Source organism: Variovorax sp. Varisp53 (assembly GCF_059491555.1).
Genome location: NZ_CP168512.1, coordinates 2674221 through 2696327 on the forward strand (window position 1 = coordinate 2674221; position 22107 = coordinate 2696327).

At 66.6% G+C, this 22107-nt stretch carries 19 protein-coding genes and 1 tRNA gene; 12 read left to right on the forward strand and 8 right to left on the reverse strand.

What is annotated here, in order from left to right; all coding sequences use genetic code 11:
- Window positions 1-80 precede the first annotated feature (80 nt).
- The 3 genes from ACEOAB_RS12450 to ACEOAB_RS12460 all read right to left on the reverse strand — a co-directional run bounded on the left by ACEOAB_RS12450 (window position 81) and on the right by ACEOAB_RS12460 (window position 2695).
- Window positions 81-157, reverse strand: a tRNA-Pro gene (locus ACEOAB_RS12450).
- A 45-nt stretch (window positions 158-202) separates the two neighbouring features.
- On the reverse strand, window positions 203-907 hold the full coding sequence (locus tag ACEOAB_RS12455) for a glutathione binding-like protein (protein WP_007836635.1): 705 nt from the start codon (window positions 905-907) through the stop codon (window positions 203-205).
- Window positions 908-1015: 108 nt separating this feature from the next.
- The gene (locus tag ACEOAB_RS12460) at window positions 1016-2695 is read right to left on the reverse strand and encodes an FAD-dependent oxidoreductase (protein ID WP_413748822.1); all 1680 of its coding nucleotides are present in this window, start codon (window positions 2693-2695) and stop codon (window positions 1016-1018) included.
- 137 nt (window positions 2696-2832) lie between these two features.
- Here ACEOAB_RS12460 and ACEOAB_RS12465 point away from each other — a divergent pair, with 137 nt between their 5' ends.
- From ACEOAB_RS12465 to ACEOAB_RS12480, 4 genes are all read left to right on the forward strand, one after another.
- Entirely contained in the window at window positions 2833-3711 is an 879-nt protein-coding gene (locus ACEOAB_RS12465) for a GNAT family N-acetyltransferase (RefSeq protein ID WP_056599291.1), read from the forward strand.
- Between the two features lie 179 nt (window positions 3712-3890).
- Window positions 3891-6029 (forward strand): polyphosphate kinase 1, encoded by a 2139-nt coding sequence (ppk1, locus tag ACEOAB_RS12470; protein WP_413748823.1) that lies wholly within the window; start codon window positions 3891-3893, stop codon window positions 6027-6029.
- 19 nt (window positions 6030-6048) lie between these two features.
- Window positions 6049-6510: a SixA phosphatase family protein gene (locus tag ACEOAB_RS12475; protein ID WP_007836643.1), complete on the forward strand. Its 462-nt coding sequence runs from the start codon at window positions 6049-6051 to the stop codon at window positions 6508-6510.
- A gap of 202 nt (window positions 6511-6712) precedes the next feature.
- Window positions 6713-7561, forward strand: a complete 849-nt coding sequence (locus ACEOAB_RS12480; RefSeq protein WP_413748824.1) for a hypothetical protein — start codon at window positions 6713-6715, stop codon at window positions 7559-7561.
- A gap of 6 nt (window positions 7562-7567) precedes the next feature.
- On the opposite strand, the gene ACEOAB_RS12485 is transcribed toward ACEOAB_RS12480, so the two are convergent.
- On the reverse strand, window positions 7568-9088 hold the full coding sequence (locus ACEOAB_RS12485; RefSeq protein WP_007836646.1) for a Ppx/GppA phosphatase family protein: 1521 nt from the start codon (window positions 9086-9088) through the stop codon (window positions 7568-7570).
- A 262-nt stretch (window positions 9089-9350) separates the two neighbouring features.
- On the opposite strand from ACEOAB_RS12485, the gene pstS reads away from it, so the two are divergent.
- From pstS to phoR, 7 genes are read left to right on the forward strand one after another with little or no spacing between them, the layout of a single operon-like run.
- Window positions 9351-10385, forward strand: a complete 1035-nt coding sequence (gene pstS / locus ACEOAB_RS12490; protein ID WP_056599282.1) for a phosphate ABC transporter substrate-binding protein PstS — start codon at window positions 9351-9353, stop codon at window positions 10383-10385.
- 32 nt (window positions 10386-10417) lie between these two features.
- On the forward strand, window positions 10418-11500 hold the full coding sequence (gene pstC, locus ACEOAB_RS12495) for a phosphate ABC transporter permease subunit PstC (RefSeq protein WP_056599279.1): 1083 nt from the start codon (window positions 10418-10420) through the stop codon (window positions 11498-11500).
- Entirely contained in the window at window positions 11497-12381 is an 885-nt protein-coding gene (gene pstA / locus ACEOAB_RS12500; protein ID WP_413748825.1) for a phosphate ABC transporter permease PstA, read from the forward strand. Before pstC ends, pstA begins: the two co-directional genes overlap by 4 nt.
- 17 nt (window positions 12382-12398) lie before the next feature.
- On the forward strand, window positions 12399-13181 hold the full coding sequence (gene pstB, locus ACEOAB_RS12505) for a phosphate ABC transporter ATP-binding protein PstB (protein WP_007836650.1): 783 nt from the start codon (window positions 12399-12401) through the stop codon (window positions 13179-13181).
- Window positions 13182-13190: 9 nt separating this feature from the next.
- Window positions 13191-13892: a phosphate signaling complex protein PhoU gene (gene phoU, locus ACEOAB_RS12510; RefSeq protein WP_007836651.1), complete on the forward strand. Its 702-nt coding sequence runs from the start codon at window positions 13191-13193 to the stop codon at window positions 13890-13892.
- Window positions 13893-13920: 28 nt separating this feature from the next.
- Window positions 13921-14613 carry a phosphate regulon transcriptional regulator PhoB gene (gene phoB, locus ACEOAB_RS12515; protein WP_007836652.1) on the forward strand — a complete coding sequence of 231 codons (693 nt, stop codon included), beginning with the start codon at window positions 13921-13923 and terminating at the stop codon, window positions 14611-14613.
- A 44-nt stretch (window positions 14614-14657) separates the two neighbouring features.
- Window positions 14658-15995: a phosphate regulon sensor histidine kinase PhoR gene (gene phoR / locus ACEOAB_RS12520; protein WP_413748826.1), complete on the forward strand. Its 1338-nt coding sequence runs from the start codon at window positions 14658-14660 to the stop codon at window positions 15993-15995.
- A gap of 13 nt (window positions 15996-16008) precedes the next feature.
- Here the strand turns inward: phoR and ACEOAB_RS12525 are convergent, their stop codons facing one another.
- The 3 genes from ACEOAB_RS12525 to ACEOAB_RS12535 form a co-directional block, all read right to left on the reverse strand.
- Window positions 16009-17352, reverse strand: a complete 1344-nt coding sequence (locus tag ACEOAB_RS12525; protein WP_413748827.1) for an MATE family efflux transporter — start codon at window positions 17350-17352, stop codon at window positions 16009-16011.
- Window positions 17349-19085, reverse strand: a complete 1737-nt coding sequence (locus tag ACEOAB_RS12530; RefSeq protein WP_413748828.1) for a hypothetical protein — start codon at window positions 19083-19085, stop codon at window positions 17349-17351. The genes ACEOAB_RS12525 and ACEOAB_RS12530 overlap by 4 nt, the downstream gene beginning before the upstream one ends.
- Before the next feature lie 79 nt (window positions 19086-19164).
- On the reverse strand, window positions 19165-19434 hold the full coding sequence (locus ACEOAB_RS12535; protein WP_007836661.1) for a type B 50S ribosomal protein L31: 270 nt from the start codon (window positions 19432-19434) through the stop codon (window positions 19165-19167).
- Between the two features lie 181 nt (window positions 19435-19615).
- Between ACEOAB_RS12535 and ACEOAB_RS12540 the strand changes: the two genes are divergently transcribed.
- Window positions 19616-20683: an oxidoreductase gene (locus tag ACEOAB_RS12540; protein WP_413748829.1), complete on the forward strand. Its 1068-nt coding sequence runs from the start codon at window positions 19616-19618 to the stop codon at window positions 20681-20683.
- A 54-nt stretch (window positions 20684-20737) separates the two neighbouring features.
- Here the strand turns inward: ACEOAB_RS12540 and rho are convergent, their stop codons facing one another.
- Window positions 20738-22003 carry a transcription termination factor Rho gene (rho, locus tag ACEOAB_RS12545; protein WP_007836663.1) on the reverse strand — a complete coding sequence of 422 codons (1266 nt, stop codon included), beginning with the start codon at window positions 22001-22003 and terminating at the stop codon, window positions 20738-20740.
- Window positions 22004-22107 lie beyond the last annotated feature (104 nt).

A 22107-nucleotide genomic window follows, 5' to 3' on the forward strand; every position in this document is an offset into this window, starting at 1 on the left:
CGACGGCTACAGGGACACCATCCCCGCAGAAACGAAAATGCGGACAGCCACTTGAGTGACTGTCCGCATTGCGTTTTCTATGGTCGGGGCGAAAGGATTCGAACCTTCGACCCTCTGGTCCCAAACCAGATGCGCTACCAGGCTGCGCTACACCCCGACAAGCCTTCAATTCTAGCCCGGATCTTGGCCCTTCTCGGACTTCTCAGCGTTTCTCGTACTGGGTCTTGCCAAAAAGAATCTCGCGCTCCTTGTCGCCGGTGATCGGCTGGCGCAGGTCGGCCAGCACTTTCACGCCGCGCTGCACGGCGGGGCGCGCGGCGATGCCGTCGAACCAGGCCTTCAGGTGCGGAAAGTCGGTGAGGGTGATGCCCTGGTTCTCCCAGCTGCGAAGCCACGGAAAGATTGCAATGTCGGCAATCGAATAGCTCTTGCCGGCAATGAACCTGTTTTTCGACAACTGCTTGTCGATCACGCCGTACAGGCGCTTGGCTTCGTTGCTGTAACGGTCGATGGCATAGGCGATCTTCTCGGGTGCGTACAGGCGGAAGTGGTGCGCCTGGCCGAGCATGGGGCCGACGCCGCCCATCTGGAACATGAGCCACTGCAGCACGTCGTAGCGTTCGCGATCGCCGGTGGGCAGAAACTTGCCGGTCTTGCCCGCAAGGTAGACGAGGATGGCGCCCGATTCGAAGAGCGAGATGGGCTTGCCGTCGGGACCGTCGGGGTCGGTGATGGCGGGGATCTTGTTGTTCGGGCTGATCTGCAGGAACTCGGGCGCGAACTGATCTCCCTTGCCGATGTTCACGGGGTGCGCGTGGTACGGCAGGCCGCACTCCTCCAGCATGACGTGAACCTTGTGGCCGTTCGGCGTGGGCCAGGAATAAACCTCGATGGGCGATGCGGGCATGTCGACTTGCACTCCGTGATGTGATGCGAGCCCGGCAGCATATACGCGGCCTTTCGAACGCGTGCGGGGCGCAATTGTTTGGCCTGGCTTGGCGGATGGATGCGCGGCTCAGGCCACGGCCGAGGCCTGCGACAGGTGCTGATGGATCAGCGCGACCGCGGCCGCGCCTTCGCCGATGGCGCCGCCCACGCGCTTGACCGAACCCGATCGCACGTCGCCCACGGCGAATACGCCCGGCACGCTCGATTCGAGCGCCGCGGCTGGCCGCGCCGGAAAGCCGCTGCTCGCGGCGGCGCCGGTGAGCACGAAGCCGTGCTTGTCGACGGCCACCCCGCAGCCTTCAAGCCACGAGGCTTCGGGCTCGGCGCCAACGAACAGGAAGATGTTGCGCGCCGGGCAGTCATGTTCGGCTCCGCTGGTGTGACAGCGCCAGGTCGCTCCGGTGAGGCCTTCGTCGGAGTCGCCGTGCAGGCGCACGAGTTCGGTGTGGGGCTGCAGCGAGATGTTGGGCGTGGCCTCGATGCGGTCGATCAGGTAGCGCGACATGCTGGCGGCCAGCGACGGGCCGCGCACGAGCACGTTGACCTTGGCCGCGTGGCGCGACAGGAACACCGCGGCCTGTCCCGCCGAGTTGCCGCCGCCGACCAGCGCCACCTCCTGCTGCGCGCAGATCTTCGCCTCGATGGCCGAGGCCCAGTACCAGATGCCGCGGCCTTCGAATTCGGCGAGACGCGGTACTTCCGGTCGCCGGTAGCGCGCGCCGCTGGCAATGACGACGGTGCGCGCATGGATCGTGCGGCCATCGGCCAGCGCAACGGCCAGGCTGTCGAGGGCGTTGTCGCGCGAACAGTCGAGCGACACCACCTTGGCCGGAATCAGCATCTCGACGCCGAACTTCTGCGCCTGCACGAAAGCCCGGCCCGCCAGCGCCTGCCCCGAGATGCCGGTCGGGAAGCCCAGGTAGTTCTCGATGCGCGCGCTCGCGCCCGCCTGACCGCCGAAGGCGCGGCAGTCGAGCACGATGACGCGCAGGCCTTCGGAGGCCGCATAGACGGCGGTGGCGAGCCCTGCCGGCCCGGCACCGACGACGGCCACGTCGAACAGCTCGTTGCGCTCGGCGGTGTCGACCATGCCCAGGCAGCGCGCGAGCGCGTCGTCGGCCGGGTTGACCAGCACCGAGCCGTCGGGGCACACGGCCAGCAGCTTGCTGGCGCCGTATTGCGCAAGCAGCGCGGCGGCGTCGGGGTCTTCGGCGGCATCGACCAGGTGATATGGATAGCCGTTGCGGCGAAGAAAGTTCTCCAGCCGTGCCATGTCGGGCGACTGCGGCTGGCCGATCAGCACCGGGCCGCTGGCGCCGGACTCGATCAGCGCCACGCGCCGCAGGATCAGCGCGCGGGTGATGCGCTCGCCCAGGTCGGCTTCGGCCACCAGCAGTGCGCGCAACTGCGCGGGGGAGACGAGCAGCGCCTCGACGTCTTCGTCGGCATGGCCATCGACCAGGGCAGGGCGGCCGCTCAACTGGCCGACTTCGGCCAGGAATTCGCCCGGCCCCTGCCGCACGATGGGCACGACGTGGCCAAGGCCGTCGCGCTGCGTGACGGCCACCACGCCCTTGAGCAGCACGAACATGCCGGGACCGGTTTCCCCGGCGGTGAAGAGCCGGCTGCCGCGCGCAAACTGCTGCACGGTGCCGAAGTGCGCAATGCGCGCAATCTCGGTGTCACTGAGGACCGGGAAAGTCTGGTGAAGGCGGTTGCTGTCGGTGCCGTTTGCGTCGAGGGGCATGTCTGGGAACTCCATGTCGCGAATCCACTGCATTAAACGACGAAGCGGCGCGCCGCACACCGTCATGCGGCTGCAATCTTCCTGACACGCGCGCTTCATGGCAGGTGCGGAGACTCCCTCGGCAGAAAGGGTTCCCCATGAAAGAACTGCCCAACCCGACGTTTCCGCTTTCACAGATCGGGCTGCGCGCGGCCTTGTGGCCCGCTCCCGCAACCGGTGTGCCTGCGGTTGCCCGCACGTCGGTGCCTCAGGCGCCTGCTGTCATCCTGCCGCCGGTTGTCGAGTCCAAGCAAGGCATCACCGTGGGCTGGGCCCGCCACCTGGACGACGTGCGAGCCGCCCAGCGCCTGCGCTACGACGTGTTCGTCGGCGAAATGGGCGCCCGGGTCTCCTCGCCGCTGGCCGGCCACGACATCGACCTGTTCGACGATTTCTGCGAACACCTGCTGGTGCGCGACGAGCTGACGCAGCAGGTCATCGGTACTTACCGCGTGCTCACGCCGGCCCAGGCCCGCCGCGTCGGCAGCACCTACAGCGACACCGAGTTCGACCTCACCCGCCTGCGCGACCTGCGCGAGCGCATGGTCGAGCTGGGCCGCAGCTGCGTGCATCCGGACCACCGCCAGGGCGGCGTGATCCTCGCGCTGTGGGGCGCGCTGGCCGGCTTCATGCATCGCAACAAGCTCGACACGATGATCGGCTGCGCGAGCATTCCGATGTCACACAACGGTGTCACGAACGGCGACGCGGCGGCCAGCATCTGGCGCCAGGTGTCGGCCAAGCACATGGCGCCGATCCAGTACCAGGTGCAGCCCCGCCTGCCGCTGCCGGTCGAGCGGCTCGACAGCACGCTCGACGTGGAGCCGCCGGCGCTCATCAAGGGCTACCTGCGCCTGGGCGCCAAGGTGCTCGGCGCGCCGGCCTGGGACCCGGACTTCAACGCGGCCGACCTGCCGATGCTGATGCGAATCGACGATTTGCCGGCGCGCTACCGCAAGCATTTCCTGGGCGCATGAAGCCGGCGGCTGCCCCGTCTCACAACGGGTTGCCCGCCCTGTCTCCGGGCATGATGGAGCCCCACAAGACGGCGGCGGTGGCGTCACGAGAGTGTCATGAGAGCGTCACAAACGACATCGACACTGTCATATTTCCGCCTACGTGTGCTCCCGTGCCGCTTGCTCCAGAATCAGTGCCCATGCCACTCGCCCCCGCAGACCGGTCCCCAGCCGTCGCGGCGCCCACGTTCACGCTGCTCGACCGCGACCACAGCATCCTGTCATTCAATGAACGGGTACTCGACTGGGCTCATCGGCCCGAGGTGCCGCTGATCGAACGGCTGCGCTACCTTTGCATCGTGTCTTCCAACCTCGATGAGTTCTTCGAGGTTCGCGCCGCGCCGCACCTGATCGCGGGCAGCGCCGGCGACCGCAAGGGCGTCTACACCGTCGAGTCGTTCGAGCGGCTGGCCGAAGCGGCACACAAGCTCGTGGCGCGCCAGTACGCGCTGTACAACGACGAGCTGATGCCGACCTTTGCCACGCATGGCATCCACATCATTTCGCACGGCGAGCGCAATCCGGCGCAGCGCAAGTGGGTCGGCGAGTATTTCGAACGCGAGGTGCGCCCGCTGCTGATCCCGGTCGGGCTCGATCCGGCGCATCCGTTTCCGCAGGTGGCCAACAAGTCGCTCAACTTCATCGTGCGGCTGGGTGGCAAGGACGCGTTCGGGCGCGAGAACCCGATCCAGATCGTGAAGGTGCCGCGCGTGCTGCCGCGCCTGATCAAGATGCCGGCCAAGGTGTCGGACGGCAAGACACTGTTCGTGGCGCTGTCGAGCGTGGTGCGTGCGCACCTTGCCAGCATGTTCCCGGGGCGGGAGGTAGGCGATTTTTCGCAGTTCCGCGTCACTCGGCATTCCGACCTGGCAGTGGACGAGGAAGACGTGAAGAACCTGCGCACCGCCTTGCGCCAGGGGCTGCAGCATCGCCACTACGGGCAGGCCGTGCGGCTGGAAGTGTCGGCGAGCTGTGCCGAGTCGCTCGCGAGCTTTCTGCTGGCGCAGTTCAACCTGCCGCCGCAGTCGCTGTACCGCGTGCACGGGCCGGTCAACCTGGCACGGCTCACCCAATTGGCCGACTTGCTCGAGGAGCCGCAGCTGCGGTTCCCGCCATACCCGGCGTCGTACCCGGTCACGCTGTCGCCGGCGCAGTCGTTCTTCGAGCGGCTGCAGCGCGGCGACGTGCTGATCCACCAACCTTTCGAGAGCTTCGAGGGCGTGCTCGCGTTCCTTCGTGAAGCGGTGCTCGACCCGCAGGTGCTGGCGATCAAGCAGACCATCTATCGCACGGGTACCGATTCCGAACTGATGGATCTGCTGCGCGAAGCGGTGCGCCGCGGCAAGGAAGTCACGGTGGTGGTGGAGCTGAAGGCGCGCTTCGACGAAGAGGCCAACATCAACTGGGCCGAGATGCTCGAGTCGATCGGCGCACAGGTGGTGTACGGCGTGGTCGGCCTGAAGACCCACGCCAAGATGCTGCTGGTGACGCGGCGCGAGGGCAAGCAGATGCGCCGCTACGGCCATCTTTCCACGGGCAACTACAACCCGCGCACGGCCAGGCTCTACACCGACATCAGCCACCTCACGGCCGACCCGCTGCTCACGGCCGACATGGAATCGGTGTTCGTGCACATGGCCAGCCAGAGCCGGCTGCCCAGACTCAACCGCATGTGGCTGGCGCCGTTCGACCTGCACAAGAACATCACGGCGCAGATCGATGCGCTGGGCATGGCCGCTGCGGCGGGCCACCCCACGCGCATCGTCGCCAAGATGAACGCGCTGACCGACGAGGAGATCATCGCCTCGCTGATCCGCGCAGGGCAAAAGGGCGTGAAGATCGACCTGATCGTGCGCGGCGCGTGCACGCTGCCCGCGCAGGTGCCGGGTCTGACCGACAACATCCGCGTGCGCTCGGTGATCGGGCGCTTCCTGGAGCATTCGCGGGTCTTCTATTTCCGCAACGGCGAGGACGAGTCGCTGTACCTGTCGAGCGCCGACTGGATGAACCGCAACATGATGCGGCGTATCGAACTCGCGTGGCCCGTGACGGACCCCGCGCTGCGCCAGCGGCTGATCGACGAATGCCTGGTGGCCTACCTGCACGACGGGCGCGACGCCTGGGACCTGGGCGCAGACGGCATCTACACGCGCATCGACCACGACACGCATCCGGGCGAGGACGGCGTGGCGCGCGCCATCGAGGCTCATGGTGCGCAGTCTGCGCTCATGAACCGCTATGCTTCACGAGGGCATCTGCGCGATGCATCCAGCAACTGACGCACGAAGGACCATGACCATGGACTTGATCTTCTGGCGCCACGCCGAAGCCGAGGACTGGACCGAGGGTTGCGACGACATGCAGCGCTCGCTCACCCCGCGCGGTGAGAAGCAGGCCAAGCGGATGGCCAGCTGGCTGGACCGCCAGTTGCCCGACGGCACGCGCATCATCTGCAGCCCCGCGCGACGCTGCGAGCAGACCGCGCTGGCCCTGGGCCGCAAGTACAAGCTGCGTTCGGAACTCGCGCCCGACACCACGCCCGAGGCGCTGCTCGGCGCGGCCGGCTGGCCCAACGGCAAATCGGTGGTGCTGATGATCGGCCACCAGCCCTCGGTGGGGCAGGCCATCTCGCTCCTGCTCGGCCTCAAGCAGGACAGCTGCCCGGTGCGCAAGGGCGCGCTGTGGTGGATCCGCACGCGCGAGCGCGACGGCGACGTGCAGACCGTCGTCGTCACGGTGCAGTCGCCCGAACTCATCTAGGCGCCCCCCGGCCTGCCGCTTCCGGGCAGGCGCTTTGTCATGGTTGCAGACCAGGCGGGGAGGGGCGCTTGTCTCCCCGGAAAAGGGGCGCACCGCTCATGTGCGAAAGCGGCGCAATTTCTACAGTGACTCCACGGCAGTCCGCCTGGCCCCGATGAGGGGAAAGGCCATTGCCAGTCGGCCAACTCACTGGGGAACGCGCATGAAACTGCTCAACCTCTCGCCAAGAAGCTTCACGAACCTGCTGCGGGAAAGCGCGGGCATGTCGTTGAAAACGCTGACTCCCCTGCTTGTTGCCGCGGCCCTTGTGTCAGGGTGCGCCACGGACACGCCTCCGCCTGCGCTGCAGGCCCGCCACGATGCCGCCCGGGCGGTGGCGAAGGTCGAAATCATCTACAACCAGGAAGACGAACTGATCGTCGTGGATGGCGGCGGTTCGGGGCTGACGGGCTTTGCCGGGTTCCTGGGGCCCATCGGCGCGCTGCTGGCACTTGGCATCGACACCAACAGCCGGATGACGACGGCCGACCGCACGGACCGGCGCAGCAAGGAGTTCACGGCCGCGGTGAGGAACAGCGGTGTGCCCATGGGGCTCAACAGCTATTTCGCAGAGCGGCTGGCGGCGCGCCTGCGGGACGGCGGCCGCGAGGTGAAGCTGACGCCTTTCATGCGCGCGACCGGAAAGCTCCCCGAGATGAAGGTGCCGGAACTCCAGCCGACCCCCGGCTACAGCACGTTGATCCTGCGGATCACGACTGCCTATGGGGCATCCGATGCGACTTCGAGCTTCAAGCCCATCGTGGCGGTCGAGCAGTTGCTCAGAGACGAGCATCAGGCTGTCCTCTACCAGGCAAGCCATACCTCCGACTTGAGCCAGCCGACCTACTTCCGGTATGACGGCCTGCTCAGCGATCCTGCGGTTGCCCGGGAAGGGCTGAGGCAAGGGCTTGCCCAGGTCGTTCAGCCTGCCTATGCCGGGATGTTCGGGGACGACGAGCCTCGCATGGCCCATGCGACAGCCGGTCGGACGGTCGGCCTCGACCCCAAGTAAAGCGGCTCAGGCCCCGCTGAGTTCCACGCGCCAGGTGCTGGTCTTCTGCCAGGCCTGCACTTCTTCGCGCAGGAGGTGTGCGGACTGCGGGTAGGCCTCGGCCCAGTCGGGCGCGCAGGCAATCGTGAAAGCCCTGGCGCCCAATGCCGCGAGATGCAGCGCGAGCGGATCGGGATCGCGGCGCGCATGGCACAGGATGATCGCGAGCCGAAGCGACAGCAGCTGCATGACGAAGGTCTCGTCGTCCAGCGCGATTTCGAGCTTGCGCAGCTTGCCGCGCTGGCCAAGCACCAGCTGGCCGAGCGCGTGCATCTCGTTCACCGCGAAGCCGGGCGCGTCGGTGTTGTCGAGGATGTAGGCGCCGTGCTTGTGATAGTCGCTGTGCGAGACCAGCGTGCCGATCTCGTGCAGCTGGGCCGCCCAACCCAGTTTGCGCAATGCGCGGCCGGCGCGGCTCGACGTGCTGCCGCCGCGTGCGGCGGGGGAGAGCTGCACGAACAGCGACGCGGCCGTTTCGCCCACGCGCTTGGCCTGGGCCGCATCGACCGAAAACCGGCTGGCCAGACGGGCCACGGTGGCCGTGCGCATGTCGGCCACGCTCTCGTCTCGTTCCAGCAATTCGTAGAGCACGCCATGGCGCAATGCACCCTGCGCCACCTTCATTTCCTCGATGCCGAGCAGATCGAACACCGCGCGCAGCACGCTCACGCCGCCGCCGATCACGGCCTTGCGGTCCTCGCGCATGCCGTCGATGCGCAGCTTGTCGGCGCTGCCGGCCTTGAGCAAGCGGTCGAGCAGCCAGTCGAGGCCTTCGCGGGTGACGAGGCCCGATTCGGCGCCCGCGGCAGCGAGCACGTCGCCGACCGCGCCGATGGTGCCCGAGGCGCCGTAGGCCACGTCCCACTGGTCGCGGGTGTAGCTGCCAAGCGCATCGTCGAGCACGGCCTTGGCGGCCACTTCGGCGGCGCGGAAGGCTGCGGGCGTGAACTGGCCCTCGGCGAAGTGCTTCATCGACCAGGCGACGCTGCCCACGCGGTACGACTCGACCAGCTCGGCCTCGAGCGCGTGGCCGATGATCATTTCAGTGGAACGCCCGCCGATGTCGACCACCAGCCGGCGCTCGCGCTCGGATGCGTCGGTGTGCGGGAGCATGTGCGCCACACCTTGATATATGAGGCGGGCTTCTTCCCGGCCCGGGATCACGTCGATGCCGAAGCCCAGGATGGTGCGTGCACGCAGCAGGAACTCTTCGCGGTTGCGTGCTTCGCGCAGCGTTTGCGTGGCTACGGCTCGCACCTGCGAGCGCTTGAAGCCGGCCAGCCGCTCGCCGAAGCGGGCGAGGGCGTCCCAGCCGCGCTGCATGGCTTCGGTGGTGAGGTTGCGCGCGCTGTCCAGTCCGTTGCCCTGGCGCACGGTCTCCTTGAGGTATTCGGTGCGGTGGATCTGGCCGTGATCGACCTGTCCGATTTCGAGCCTGAAGCTGTTCGAGCCCAGGTCGACTGCTGCGAGGCGGGTGCCGTTTTGCATGTGGTTCCGAGAAGAAGGCGGGTGTCTTGTTGTGTTTGATCGTAGCGCCGTGACAGAGCGCGCAGCCTCCAGATTCGCGCGACAGCGAGGTTCGCAAGGCTAGGCGCGGACCATGACGGTTGCGTGACAGCGTCACATGGATCGCGAGGGAAACGAAGGCATTTTCCCTCGACAGAGGGGTGTCACACCGATGTCACACAAGCTTTCTAGAGTCCGTTCAAGCCCAAAAAAGGGACTACTTCTTACTTCTAAAGGAAGCTTCATGAAAACGACGTTCAAATTTGCAACAGCCGGCCTGGTGGCCGCGGTGTTCTCCATTTCCGCCTTCGCCCAGGACGTGACCGGCGCCGGCGCCAGCTTCCCGGCACCGCTGTACGCCAAGTGGGCCTCCGACTTCAACAAGGCCACCGGCGTGAAGATCAACTACCAGTCGGTCGGTTCGGGCGCCGGCATCAAGCAGATCGAAGCCAAGACCGTCGACTTCGGCGCTTCGGACGCTCCCCTGAAGGACGACGAACTGCAGGCCAAGGGCCTGATGCAGTTCCCCACCGTCATCGGCGGCGTGATCCCCGTGGTCAACATTCCCGGCATCAAGCCCGGCGAGCTGAAGCTCAGCGGCCAGGTCCTGGGCGACATCTACCTCGGCAAGATCACCAAGTGGAACGACCCCGCCATCAAGGCGCTGAACGGTTCGCTGAACCTGCCCGACGCCGCCATCGCCCCGGTTCGCCGCGCCGACGGCTCGGGCACCAGCTTCCTGTTCACCAACTACCTGAGCAAGGTCAACGCCGAGTGGAAGAGCAAGGTCGGCGAAGGCACGGCCGTGAACTGGCCCACCGGCGCGGGCGGCAAGGGCAATGAAGGCGTCGCAGCCTTCGTGAACCGCCTGCCCAACTCGATCGGCTACGTCGAGTACGCCTACGTCAAGCAGAACAAGATGACGTACGCCCAACTGCAGAACGCCGCCGGCACCTTCGTGTCGCCCGACGACTCGGCCTTCAAGGCCGCCGCCGCCGGCGCCGACTGGAACAAGAGCTTCTACCAGGTGCTGACCAACCAGGCCGGCAAGGATGCATGGCCCATCACCGGCGCCACCTTCATCCTGATGCACAAGGTGCAGGACAAGCCCGCCAACGCCACTACTGTGCTCAAGTTCTTCGACTGGGCCTACAAGAGCGGCGACAAGACGGCCGACGACCTCGACTACGTGCCGATGCCCGACGCCGTGAAGGCGACCATCGCCAAGGCATGGGGTGAAGTGAAGGACGCGTCGGGCAAGGCCGTCGCGTTCAAGTAATCCACCCATCAGCCCAGAAGAACGGCGTGTCCATGAGCAAACCCTCGCTCCAGGACGCGCCGCTTTCGTCTTTGCCGGAGCGACCTGTGTCATCCACCTTTCCCGCCGCTGCCACCTCCCTCGACCTCGCGGCCGAGCGCGGTCGTGCCACCGCCCCTCCGCCGCCCGTGAAGGCACCGCGCTCCGGCCCGATGGCCGACCGGCTGTTCGGCTGGGCCGCCAAGGGCGCCGCGCTGTTGACGCTCGCGATGCTCATCGGCATCCTGCTGTCGCTGATCGCCGGCGCCTGGCCCGCCATTTCGAAGTACGGCCTCGGCTTCCTCACGAGCAGCGTGTGGGACCCGGTCAAGGACGAGTACGGCGGCCTCGTCATGATCTACGGCACGCTGGCCACCTCGATCATCGCGCTGGTGATCGCGGTGCCCGTGAGCTTCGGCATTGCGCTCTTCCTCACCGAACTTTCGCCCAGTTGGCTCAAGCGCCCGCTGGGCACGGCCATCGAACTGCTGGCGGCGGTGCCCTCCATCGTGTACGGCATGTGGGGCCTGCTGGTGTTCGGGCCGATCCTTTCCACCTGGGTGCAGCAGCCGCTGCAGAAGCTGCTCGGCGGCGTGCCTTACCTCGGCACACTGGTCTCCGGCCCGCCGGTGGGCATCGGCATCCTGTCGGCCGGCATCATCCTGGCGATCATGATCATCCCGTTCATCGCCTCGGTGATGCGAGACGTGTTCGAGGTGACGCCGCCGCTGCTGAAGGAGTCGGCCTACGGCCTCGGCTCGACCACCTGGGAAGTCGTCTCCAAGGTGGTGCTGCCCTACACCAAGGCCGGCGTCATCGGCGGCATCATGCTCGGCCTGGGCCGGGCGCTGGGTGAAACGATGGCGGTCACGTTCGTGATCGGCAACATGAACCAGCTCAACTCGCTGTCGGTGTTCGAGGCTGCGAACAGCATCACCTCGGCACTCGCCAATGAATTCGCCGAAGCCGGCGCGGGCCTGCACCAGGCTGCGCTGATGTACCTCGGCCTCGTGTTGTTCTTCATCACCTTCGTCGTGCTGTCGCTCTCCAAGATGCTGCTGGCCAAGATGAAGAAGAGCGAAGGAACCAAATCGTGAGTACCGCTCAAAATCTCTTGAACGCCAAGGCGCTTGCTGAAACGCGCCAGGCCCGGTTCGCCTCGCGCAACCGCGTCAACAAGATCGCCCTCACGCTGTCGCTCGCTGCGATGGCCTTCGGTGTGTTCTGGCTGGTGTGGATCCTCTGGGAAACGCTGCGCCAGGGCGTCGGCGGCCTGGCCATTGCCACCTTCACCGAGATGACGCCACCGCCGAACGAGGCGGGCGGCATCGCGAACGCGATCTTCGGTTCGTTCGTGATGGTGATGCTGGCCACCTTCGTGGGCACGCCCATCGGCATCATGGCCGGCATCTACCTGGCCGAGTACAACCCCAAGGGCTGGCTCGCATCCGTCACGCGTTTCGTCAACGACATCCTGCTGTCGGCGCCGTCGATCGTGATCGGCCTGTTCGTCTATGCCGTGGTGGTGGCCTATTTCAAGACCTTCTCGGGCCTGGCCGGTGCGCTGGCGCTCGCGCTGATCGTGATCCCCGTGGTCATCCGCACCACCGAGAACATGCTGCAGCTGGTGCCGCCGGGCCTGCGCGAAGCGGCCTACGCGCTGGGCACGCCGAAGTGGAAGGTCATCCTGAGCATCACGCTGCGCGCTGCACGCGCCGGTGTGGTCACGGGCGTGCTGCTGGCTGTGGCGCGCATCGCGGGCGAAACCGCGCCGCTGCTCTTCACCGCGCTGAACAACCAGTTCTGGACCGCCGACGTGAGCCAGCCGATGGCCAGCCTGCCGGTCACGATCTTCAAGTTCGCGATGAGCCCGTACGAGAACTGGCAACAGCTGGCATGGGCCGGCGTGTTCCTGATCACGATTGCCGTGCTTGCCCTCAACATCCTGGCGCGGGTCCTGACGCGCACCAAACACTGAATCCAGAAGAAGACAACATGCCAAACACCGTCGCACAACAACCGTCGCGCTCGAAGATCTCGGTCAAGGACCTGAACTTCTACTACGGCAAGTTCCACGCGCTCAAGGGCATCAACCTCGAGATTCCCGAGAACAAGGTCACCGCCTTCATCGGCCCCTCGGGCTGCGGCAAGTCGACCCTGCTGCGCACTTTCAATCGCATGTTCGAGCTCTACCCGGAGCAGCGTGCCGAAGGCACCATCGCGCTGGACGGCGAGAACCTGCTCACGTCGAAGCAGGACGTGGCGCTGATCCGCGCCAAGGTCGGCATGGTGTTCCAGAAGCCCACGCCGTTCCCGATGTCGATCTACGACAACATCGCCTTCGGCGTGAAGCTGTTCGAGAATCTCTCGGCCAGCGAAATGGACGACCGCGTCGAGTGGGCCCTGAAGAAGGCCGCCCTGTGGACCGAAGTGCGCGACAAGCTGCAGCAAAGCGGCTCGGGCCTCTCGGGCGGCCAGCAGCAGCGCCTGTGCATTGCGCGCGGCATCGCGATCAAGCCCGAAGTGCTGCTGCTCGACGAGCCCTGCTCGGCGCTCGACCCGATCTCCACCGCGAAGATCGAGGAACTGATCGCCGAGCTGAAGAATGAATACACAGTGGTCATCGTGACGCATAACATGCAGCAGGCCGCCCGCTGCAGCGACTACACCGCCTACATGTACCTCGGCGACCTGATCGAGTTCGGTGCGACGGAACAGATGTTCTTCAAGCCGCAGCGCAAGGAAACCGAGGACTACATCACCGGCCGTTTCGGCTAAGGAGACACCATGACCGAGAAACACCTTTCCAGCCAGTTCGACAGCGAACTCAACGGCGTCTCGTCGCGCGTGATGGAGCTCGGCGGCATGGTCGAGTCGCAGATTCACCAGGCCGTGTATGCGCTGCTGCAGTTCGACACCGAAGCCGCCGACCGCGTGATGGAGACCGAGCACCGCGTCAATGCGATGGAAATCGACATCGACCGCGAGCTGTCGTCCATCATCGCGCGCCGCCAGCCGACCGCCCGCGACCTGCGCCTGCTGATCGCCATCAGCAAGACCACCGCCAACCTCGAGCGCGTGGGCGACGAGGCCAACAAGATCGCGCGCATGGTCAAGTCGATCATCGAGAGCGGGGCGGCCCGCCAGCTGCCCACGACCGAACTGCGCATCGCGGCCGACCTGGCCTCGGGCCTGCTGCGCACCGCGCTGGACGCCTTCGCACGCCTGGACACGGCCGCGGCGCTGTCGATCCTGAAAGACGACGACCTGATCGACAAGGAGTTCGACGGCTTCGTGCGCAAGCTGGTCACCTACATGATGGAAGACCCGCGCACCATCTCCGCCAGCCTGGACCTGTTGTTCCTGGCCAAGGCCATCGAACGCATCGGCGACCACGCCAAGAACATCGCCGAGTTCATCATCTACATCGTCAAGGGCGCCGATGTGCGGCACACTTCGATGCAAGAAATAGAGTCCGCGCTGCAGTGACAACCGCGGCAAGACTCCCAAGAAAGCAATGAAGAAACCCCGAGTCCTGATCGTCGAAGACGAGTCCTCGATCGCCGAGCTGATCGCCGTCAACCTGCGCCACAACGGCTTCGAGCCGATCTGGTCGGAAGATGGCGCCGCGGCCCAGCGCGAGATCGACGCCTTCCTGCCGGACCTGATCCTGCTCGACTGGATGCTGCCGGGCCAGAGCGGGCTGCAGCTCGCGCGCCAGTGGCGCAAGGACCCGCGCACCAAGGCCATCCCGATCCTGATGCTGACTGCGCGCGGCGACGAGCCCGACAAGGTGGCCGGCCTCGATGCAGGTGCCGACGACTACATCACCAAGCCGTTCTCCACGCAGGAAATGCTGGCTCGCATCCGCGCGGTGCTGCGCCGCCGCGCGCCGGAAGTGGTGACCGAGCGCGTCGAGATCGGCGAATTGGCACTCGACACCTCCACCCACCGCGTGACCTGGCAGGGCGGCGCGCTGAAGGTCGGGCCGACCGAGTTCAAGCTGCTGGCCTACCTGATGCAGCATGCCGAGCGCGTGCACAGCCGCGCGCAGCTGCTCGACAAGGTGTGGGGCGACCACGTCTACATCGAGGAGCGTACGGTCGACGTGCACGTCAAGCGCCTGCGCGAATCGCTGGGTGCGGCGGCGCCGATGGTCGAAACCGTCCGCGGAGCGGGCTACCGGCTGACCGCCCAAGTCACGGTTTGAGCGCAGTGGCGTCCCTCGGCCGCGGGCGCGGATAATCGCCCGCCATGCCTTTTCGAATTGCTACTTTTTTAATAGCGTCCCTTGCAATAGGAGCGGGCGCTGTCGCCATTTTTGGCTGGAAGTACGGATGGCTGGGCGCATGGCTGGGCGCGGTGCTCTGGCTGGCGCTCGATGCCTGGCGCGCCGAGCGGCTGATGCGGGTGCTGCGCAACGACGCGGCGGGCCTGCCGACGCGGGGAGCGGGCGTGTGGGGCGAGCTGTCGGAGCGCATCCGCAAGCTGCTGCGCGACCGCGAGCAGCAGACGCGGCAAGCCGAAGAGCGGCTGCAGGAATTCCTCGCGGCCATCCAGGCGTCGCCCAACGGCGTGGTGCTGCTCGACGAGCAGGGCCGCATCGAATGGTGCAACCAGACGGCCGCCAGCCAGTTCGGCATCGACGCCGAGCGCGACCTTGCGCAGCATCTGGCGAACCTCGTGCGCGATCCGGCCTTCGTCGCCTACCTTGCATCGTGGAACTACAGCCGCGACGTGGTCATCGACGCCTCCGGACCCGGCCACTCGCATCAGCGCCCCCACCTAGTGCGGCTGTCGGTGCAGGTGCATCCCTATGCCGGCAACCGCCGCATGCTTCTGACGCGCGACATCACGGCGCTGGAGCAGGCCGAGGCGATGCGGCGTGATTTCGTGGCGAACGTGTCGCACGAAATCCGCACGCCGCTGACGGTGCTGGCGGGCTTCGTCGAGACGCTGCAGAACCTGCCGCTCGATGCGGACGAACGCATGCGCTACCTGTCGCTGATGGGGCAGCAGTCGCACCGCATGGAAACGCTGGTGAACGACCTGCTGACGCTGTCGCGGCTGGAAGGCAGCGCGGCGCCTTCGGGCAACCAGTGGATCCGCATTCGTGCGCTGCTCGCACAGTGCGAAGACGAGGGCCGCGGGCTGTCGGGCCGTGTGGCACCGCAGGGACATCGGCTGTCGTTCACCATCGATGCCGAGTCCGAAGTGTCGGGCGCACCGACCGAACTGCAGAGCGCGATGTCGAACCTGCTGAGCAATGCCATCCGCTACACGCCCGGCGGCGGCGAGGTGGCGGTGAGCTGGCGGGTGCTGCCTGACGGGCGTGGCGAATACGCAGTGAAAGACACGGGCCCCGGCATTGCCGCCGAGCACATTCCCCGACTGACCGAGCGCTTCTACCGCATCGACCGCAGCCGTTCGCGAGAGACGGGCGGCACGGGGCTGGGGCTGGCCATCGTCAAGCACATTGCACAGCGGCACGGCACCGAGCTGCGCATCGAAAGCACGGTGGGCAAGGGTTCGCGCTTTGCGCTGGTGTTTCCCGCAGCGCGCGTGCGGGAAGCTCGCGTGCTGGCCAGGTAGCAGGCAGCTCTTGTCAGGCGCGCTGGCGCATCGTCCAACGCAGCAGCGCGCCGAAAAGCAGGGCCGTCAGCACCAGCGCGAAGGCGCTCATGATCCAGAACGCTAGCGGCGATTGCATGGCCGTCCAGGGGCCAAGGCCGCGGTACGCCAGCAGGTAGCTTCCGCCGAGGCCCAGCCCCCACAGCATCGCGCAATAGATCACCAGCGGCGCCAGCGTGACCCGGTAGCACCGCAGCACGAACACGCAGAAGGTCTGCACCGCATCGGCGAAGTGATACATGGCCACTGCCAGCAGCAGTGCGCCGGCCATCGCGATCACAGCGGGGTTGTCTGAATACACGTTGGCGAGCTCGTAGCGCAGCGCAGCCATGGCGGCGGCGTAGAACAGGGCGCACAGCGCGGTCAGCTCGAAGCCCAGGCGACAGGCGTGCCGGGCCCTGGCCGTATCCCCGGCACCGAGCCAGAAGCTCACGCGCGCGCTGGTCGCGATGGCCAGCGACAGCGGGGTCATATAGGCCACGGCCAGCAGGTTCGACGCGATCTGGTGAGCCGCCGCGGCCGCCGTGCCAAGGCGGGCGATGAACAAGGCCATCAGCGTGAACGAGGTCACTTCGACCAGCACCGCCAAGCCGCCTGGCACGCCGAGCCGCGCGAACTTGCGGATCTGCTGCCAGTCGGGCGCCTCGATGCGCTTCCAGAGCCCGTAGTCGCGATAGAACGCGCGATTGCGCAGCAGCCAGATGGCGCATCCCAGCATCGCCCAGTTCACGCACAGCGTGGCCCAGGCGCAGCCCACGAGGCCCATGGCCGGCAAGCCCGCGCCGCCGAAGGTGAACCAGATCGACAGCGGCAGCTTCACGGCCAGCGAACCGAGCTGCAGCCATGTCACGAGCTGGGGCTTGCCCAGGCTCTGGTTGAGCGTGCTGAACAGGCGAAAGAGCAGGGCCGGCGCCAGCGCAAAGGCCAGCACCGCCAGATAAGCCTCGACTTCGCCGCGCATCGCAGCCGGCACCTGGGTCCACCGCAGGGCCGCGTCCGGCAGCAGCAGGATCGCCATGCCGGCCATGATGGCAATGGCGGCCAGGTAAAGCGATTGCCGCACCGAGCGGCCCACCTCGCCGGCGCGGCCGCCACCGTGCAGTTCGGCCCAGACCGGCAGCAGCGCCTGCAGCGCGCCCATCAGCGAGACGTACACGCTGACGAAGATGGCGGCGCCGACCGACAGGGCGGCCAGTGCTTGCTCGGAGTAGCGCCCGGCGATGATGGTGTCGGCCACGCCGAAGGCCATCACGGCCAGCTGCCCGGCGAGCACGGTGCCCGCGTGCCGCGCGATCAGGGCCCGTTCGCCGCCCCTCACTGCGGCGTGATCTTCTGGTAGAGCAGGAGGTCGTCGGCCGCGCTGCTGGGTCGGCGCAGCGTGCCGGCAAAGCGCCACTGGTCGAAGGGAATGATGGTGTGCAGGCGCTCGATGGTCTCTGGGCTCGCCAGCAGCCATGGGCAATCGGTGCCCAGCAGCAGCGGTTGCACGTTGAAGTTGCCGTGGTGGCGCAGGGCCGCGATGTGCGGGCGGCTGAGCGCGAGTTCCGCGATGCAGCGCGGCTGGCCGACGCGTTCGGCCACGGCCCGCACCTGCGGCACGTAGCTGCGCGCGTAGTCGATGGGCGGCAGCCACAGCGTCATCAGCAGCATCCAGCACAGCGCCGTGCCGCCGGCGGGCAGCACCAGCGTCTTCCAGAGCGCGGCACGGTGCCGCCCCGTGCGCCAGCGCACCAGCCAGCACCAGGCGATTGTCGCGGCCGCCGCGAGCGCAACGGCAATGGGAGAGAACTCGGGCACGAAGCCGGGCACCAGTCGCGCCACGCTGGCGGCGGGCTTGGGCGGGACGCCAGTCTGCATGGCAACCCAGTAGATCCAGCCGAGCACGGCCAGGCCGCTGAAGAACAGCACGTTGAACCAGTCGATCAGCGCCGCTGCGCTGCGTCTGAAGGTGGGCAAGGCGAAGGCGGCCAGCGTGGCGAACGCGGGCAGCGCCAGCAGCAGCGAGCGGTCGGAGTAGTCGGTGGTCCAGGTGGCCGCCAGCGGCACCAGCGCGAACCAGAAGGGCAGCGCGACGTGGCGCGCCGTGAGCTGTCGCCGCCAGCGCCAGAGCGTCCAGATGGCAAGCGGCCAGACCGGCCAGGTGAACCACAGCAGCAGCTTGGCCTGGCTGCGTACGTCGCCCAGCAGAGAACCGCCGAGCACGGTGATCTTCCATGTCGGCAGCTTCAGCCCGAACACGAGCACCGCCGCCAGCACGGTAATGCCAGCCATCGCGAGGAGGGCACCTCGCGTGTAGCCGGGGCCGTTGTCTTCGTCGTTGATGTTCTCGCGCTCGGACTGCGCGGCGAGCCGGCGCTCGTAGGCGATGTACAGCACGCTGCCGACAGCCAGCGCGAGCCCTACGGTGGGCGCACCGCTCAGCGTGATGCCGATGGTGCCCACCGTCAGTGCGATCAACGGGCCCGCGCGGCGATAGGGCAGTGCGGCCACGCCGTAGAACAGGTGCGAGGCAAAGAACAGCTGTGCCAGCGCGGGCGTGGTCTCGTGGCCAAGCTGGGCGAGGCCGAGGCAGGCGATCAGCGCCAGCAGGCCGCCGTCGGCAATTGCGCGTGCGTAGTCGGTCGGCCGTGCCTCGCCGCCGAAGGCGAAGGCCACGGGCTGGGCGCGCGCCGTACGGGCCAGGTAGTACACCGCATACCAGCTGGCCGTGAAGGTGCCCCAGAGCAGGAACGCGAATGCGATGCGCACGGCCAGGTCGGGGTTGAGCCACGACGGCGCGATCTTGATGGCCAGGGCGCCGATCCAGTATGGGATCAGCGCGGGCGTTTCAGGGCGCAGGCCCAGCAGCAGAGGGTCGAACCAGCGCGCGATGCCTTCGGTGCTGCGGGCCAGTTCGGCCATGTAGCCGAAGGCCGTGATGTCCGCGCTCTTCCAGGGGCCCCGGCCGACCAGGCCCGGCAGCAGGTAGGCCGCACACAGCAGAAGCAACGCGATGCGCGGCAGCCGGCGCACGGCACTCTGGGCAACGATCGCGGGGGTGGGCTGGTTCAAGTGGCGGAAGAGGGCAGGATTCGGAAAGAAAAAGGGCAGCGCGGTAAACCGGGCTGCCCTCGACGCAAAAGCGCGTGCCTTACTTCGAAGCAGCGCCGGTGGTCTTGCCGAAACGGTTGCGGAACTTCTCGACGCGGCCGCCCATGTTGTCGACCGACTTCTGCGTGCCGGTGTAGAACGGGTGCGATTCGCTGGTGGTGTCGAGCTTGAACAGGGGGAGCTCGCGACCGTCGTCGGTCTTGCCCATTTCCTTGGTGTTCGCGCACGAACGGGTCACAAACTTGAAGCCGTTCGACATGTCGACGAACAGGATCTCGCGGTAATTCGGGTGGATGCCTTCTTTTGCCATGGTTTTTCCTTTTGCGCTGTTGGAATCAATGCGCGGTCGATGCGAGAGCCACCAGCGTGCCAATGGTCTGGCGCGCTGCCCTGGGAAATCCAGGAGGCCGGGCGAAGCTGCCCAGCCGCACTTTTCGCGGAGCCCATGATTATCGCATACTGCCCCATTTTCGAGCAAACGGAGCCCTTCCATGACCTTTGCACCTTTGCGCGCCGGCCTCGTCGGCTACGGTTTTGCCGGCCAGACCTTCCATGCGCCCGTGCTTTCGGCCGTTCCGAGGCTCGAACTGGCCGCAGTGGCGAGTTCGCAGCCGCACAAGGTGCACGCCGACTGGCCTGGTGTGCTCGTGGTGCCCGACGTGGCGGCGCTGGTGGCGCGCGCCGATATCGACCTGGTCGTGGTCGCGACGCCAAACGCACAACACCATCCGGTCGCCAAGGCGGCGCTGGAAGCCGGTAAGCACGTGGTGGTGGACAAGCCTTTCACGCTCGATGTGGCTGAGGCGAGGGAGCTCGAGGCGTTGTCCAAGCGCAACAACCTTGTCCTGGCGGTGTATCAGAACCGGCGTTTCGATGCCGATTTCCTGACCCTCAAGGAGGTCCTGACGTCCGGCGAATTGGGGCGGCCGGTGTACCTGGAGTCGCATTTCGACCGCTTCCGGCCCGAGGTGAAGGCGCGCTGGCGCGAGCAGGCCGTGCCGGGGTCGGGCCTGTGGGTGGACCTGGGCGCCCATCTGGTCGATCAGGCGGTGCAGCTTTTCGGCCGGCCCGACACCATCCAGCTCGACACCGCCGTGTTGCGCGACGGTGCCGTGGTCGAAGACTACTTTCATGCCGTGCTGCGCTACGAGCAGGGGCCGCATGCGCCGCTGCGCGTGGTGCTGCATTCGACGACGCTCGCCGCCCACGCTGCGCCGCGCTACATCGTGCACGGCACGCGCGGCAGCTACGTCAAGCACGGCGTCGATCCGCAGGAGGACGCGCTGCGCGCCGGGCAGCGCCCGCCGGCCGTGGGATGGGGCGCCGATCCGCTCGATGGCGAGCTCACGCTGATCGGTGGCGACGGGGCGCCGCACTTTCGCGCCTTGCCGACGCGGGCCGGCAACTACGTCGACTACTACGCCGCGGTCCGCGACGCGATCCTCGGCAACGGCCCGAATCCCGTGCCGCCCGAGCAGGCCGTCGCGCTGATGGAGTTGCTCGACATCGGCCGCCAGAGCGCCGCCGAAGGCCGCGCCATCCGCATCGAGCGCCCATGAAAAAAGCGCGTTTGGCCGTGGGGCCAACGCGCTTTTTGCGGGAGAGCGTGATGCTCAGCCGCCGCGACGCATCATGTCGAAGAACTCGACATTGGTCTTCGTCGCCTTCATGTTCTTGAGCATCAGCTCCATCGACTCGATCTCGTCCATGTTGTACATGAGCTGGCGCAGGATGCGGGTCTTCTGCAGGATCTCGGGGGCCAGCAGCAATTCTTCGCGGCGCGTGCCGCTGCGGTTGAGCTGGATCGAGGGGAACACGCGCTTTTCGTACAGGCGGCGGTCGAGGTGGATTTCGGAGTTGCCGGTGCCCTTGAACTCTTCGAAGATCACTTCGTCCATGCGGCTGCCGGTGTCGATCAGCGCGGTGCCGATGATGGTCAGCGAGCCGCCTTCTTCCACGTTGCGCGCGGCGCCCAGGAAGCGCTTGGGACGCTGCAGCGCATTCGAATCCACACCGCCGGTCAGCACCTTGCCCGACGAGGGCACGACGTTGTTGTAGGCGCGGGCGAGGCGGGTGATCGAGTCGAGCAGGATCACCACGTCCTTCTTCAGTTCGACCAGGCGCTTGGCGCGCTCGATCACCATTTCGGCCACGTGCACGTGGCGCGCTGCGGGCTCGTCGAAGGTCGAAGCAATGACTTCGCCCTTCACCGTGCGCTGCATTTCGGTCACTTCTTCAGGGCGCTCGTCCACGAGCAGCACCATCATGTGGACGTCGGGGTAGTTGGCGCTGATCGCGTGGGCGATGTGCTGCATCATCACCGTCTTGCCGCTCTTGGGCGGCGCCACGAGCAGGGCGCGCTGGCCCTTGCCGATGGGGGCGATGATGTCGATGATGCGGCCCGTGATGTTCTCGTCGCCCTTGATGCCGTCGCGCTCGAGCTTCATCTGCTCCTTGGGGAACAGCGGCGTCAGGTTTTCGAACATCACCTTGTGCTTGTTCTGCTCGGGCGGGCCGTCGTTGACCTTGTCGAGCTTGGTCAGCGCGAAATAACGCTCGCCGTCCTTGGGCGTGCGCACCTCGCCTTCGATCATGTCGCCGGTGTGCAGGTTGAAGCGGCGCACCTGGCTCGGCGAGATGTAGATGTCGTCCGTGCTGGCCGTGAAGCTGGTGTCGGGGCTGCGCAGGAAGCCGAAGCCGTCGGGCAGTATTTCGAGCACGCCGTCGGCGAAGACCTGCTCGCCGGCCTTGGCGCGCTTCTTGATGATCGCGAACATCAGCTCCTGCTTGCGCATGCGGCCGACGTTTTCGATCTCAAGCGCTTCGGCTTGCTTGAGGACTTCAGACACGTGGAGTGCCTTGAGTTCGTTTAAGTGCATGGAATGACCCCTCGCGGGGTAATCGAACGGAAAACGGGGGGAGGTTGGGTGTGAAGCGAGAGGTGCCTCACCAACCGGGGAACTCGAACCGGTTGCCTGGATAA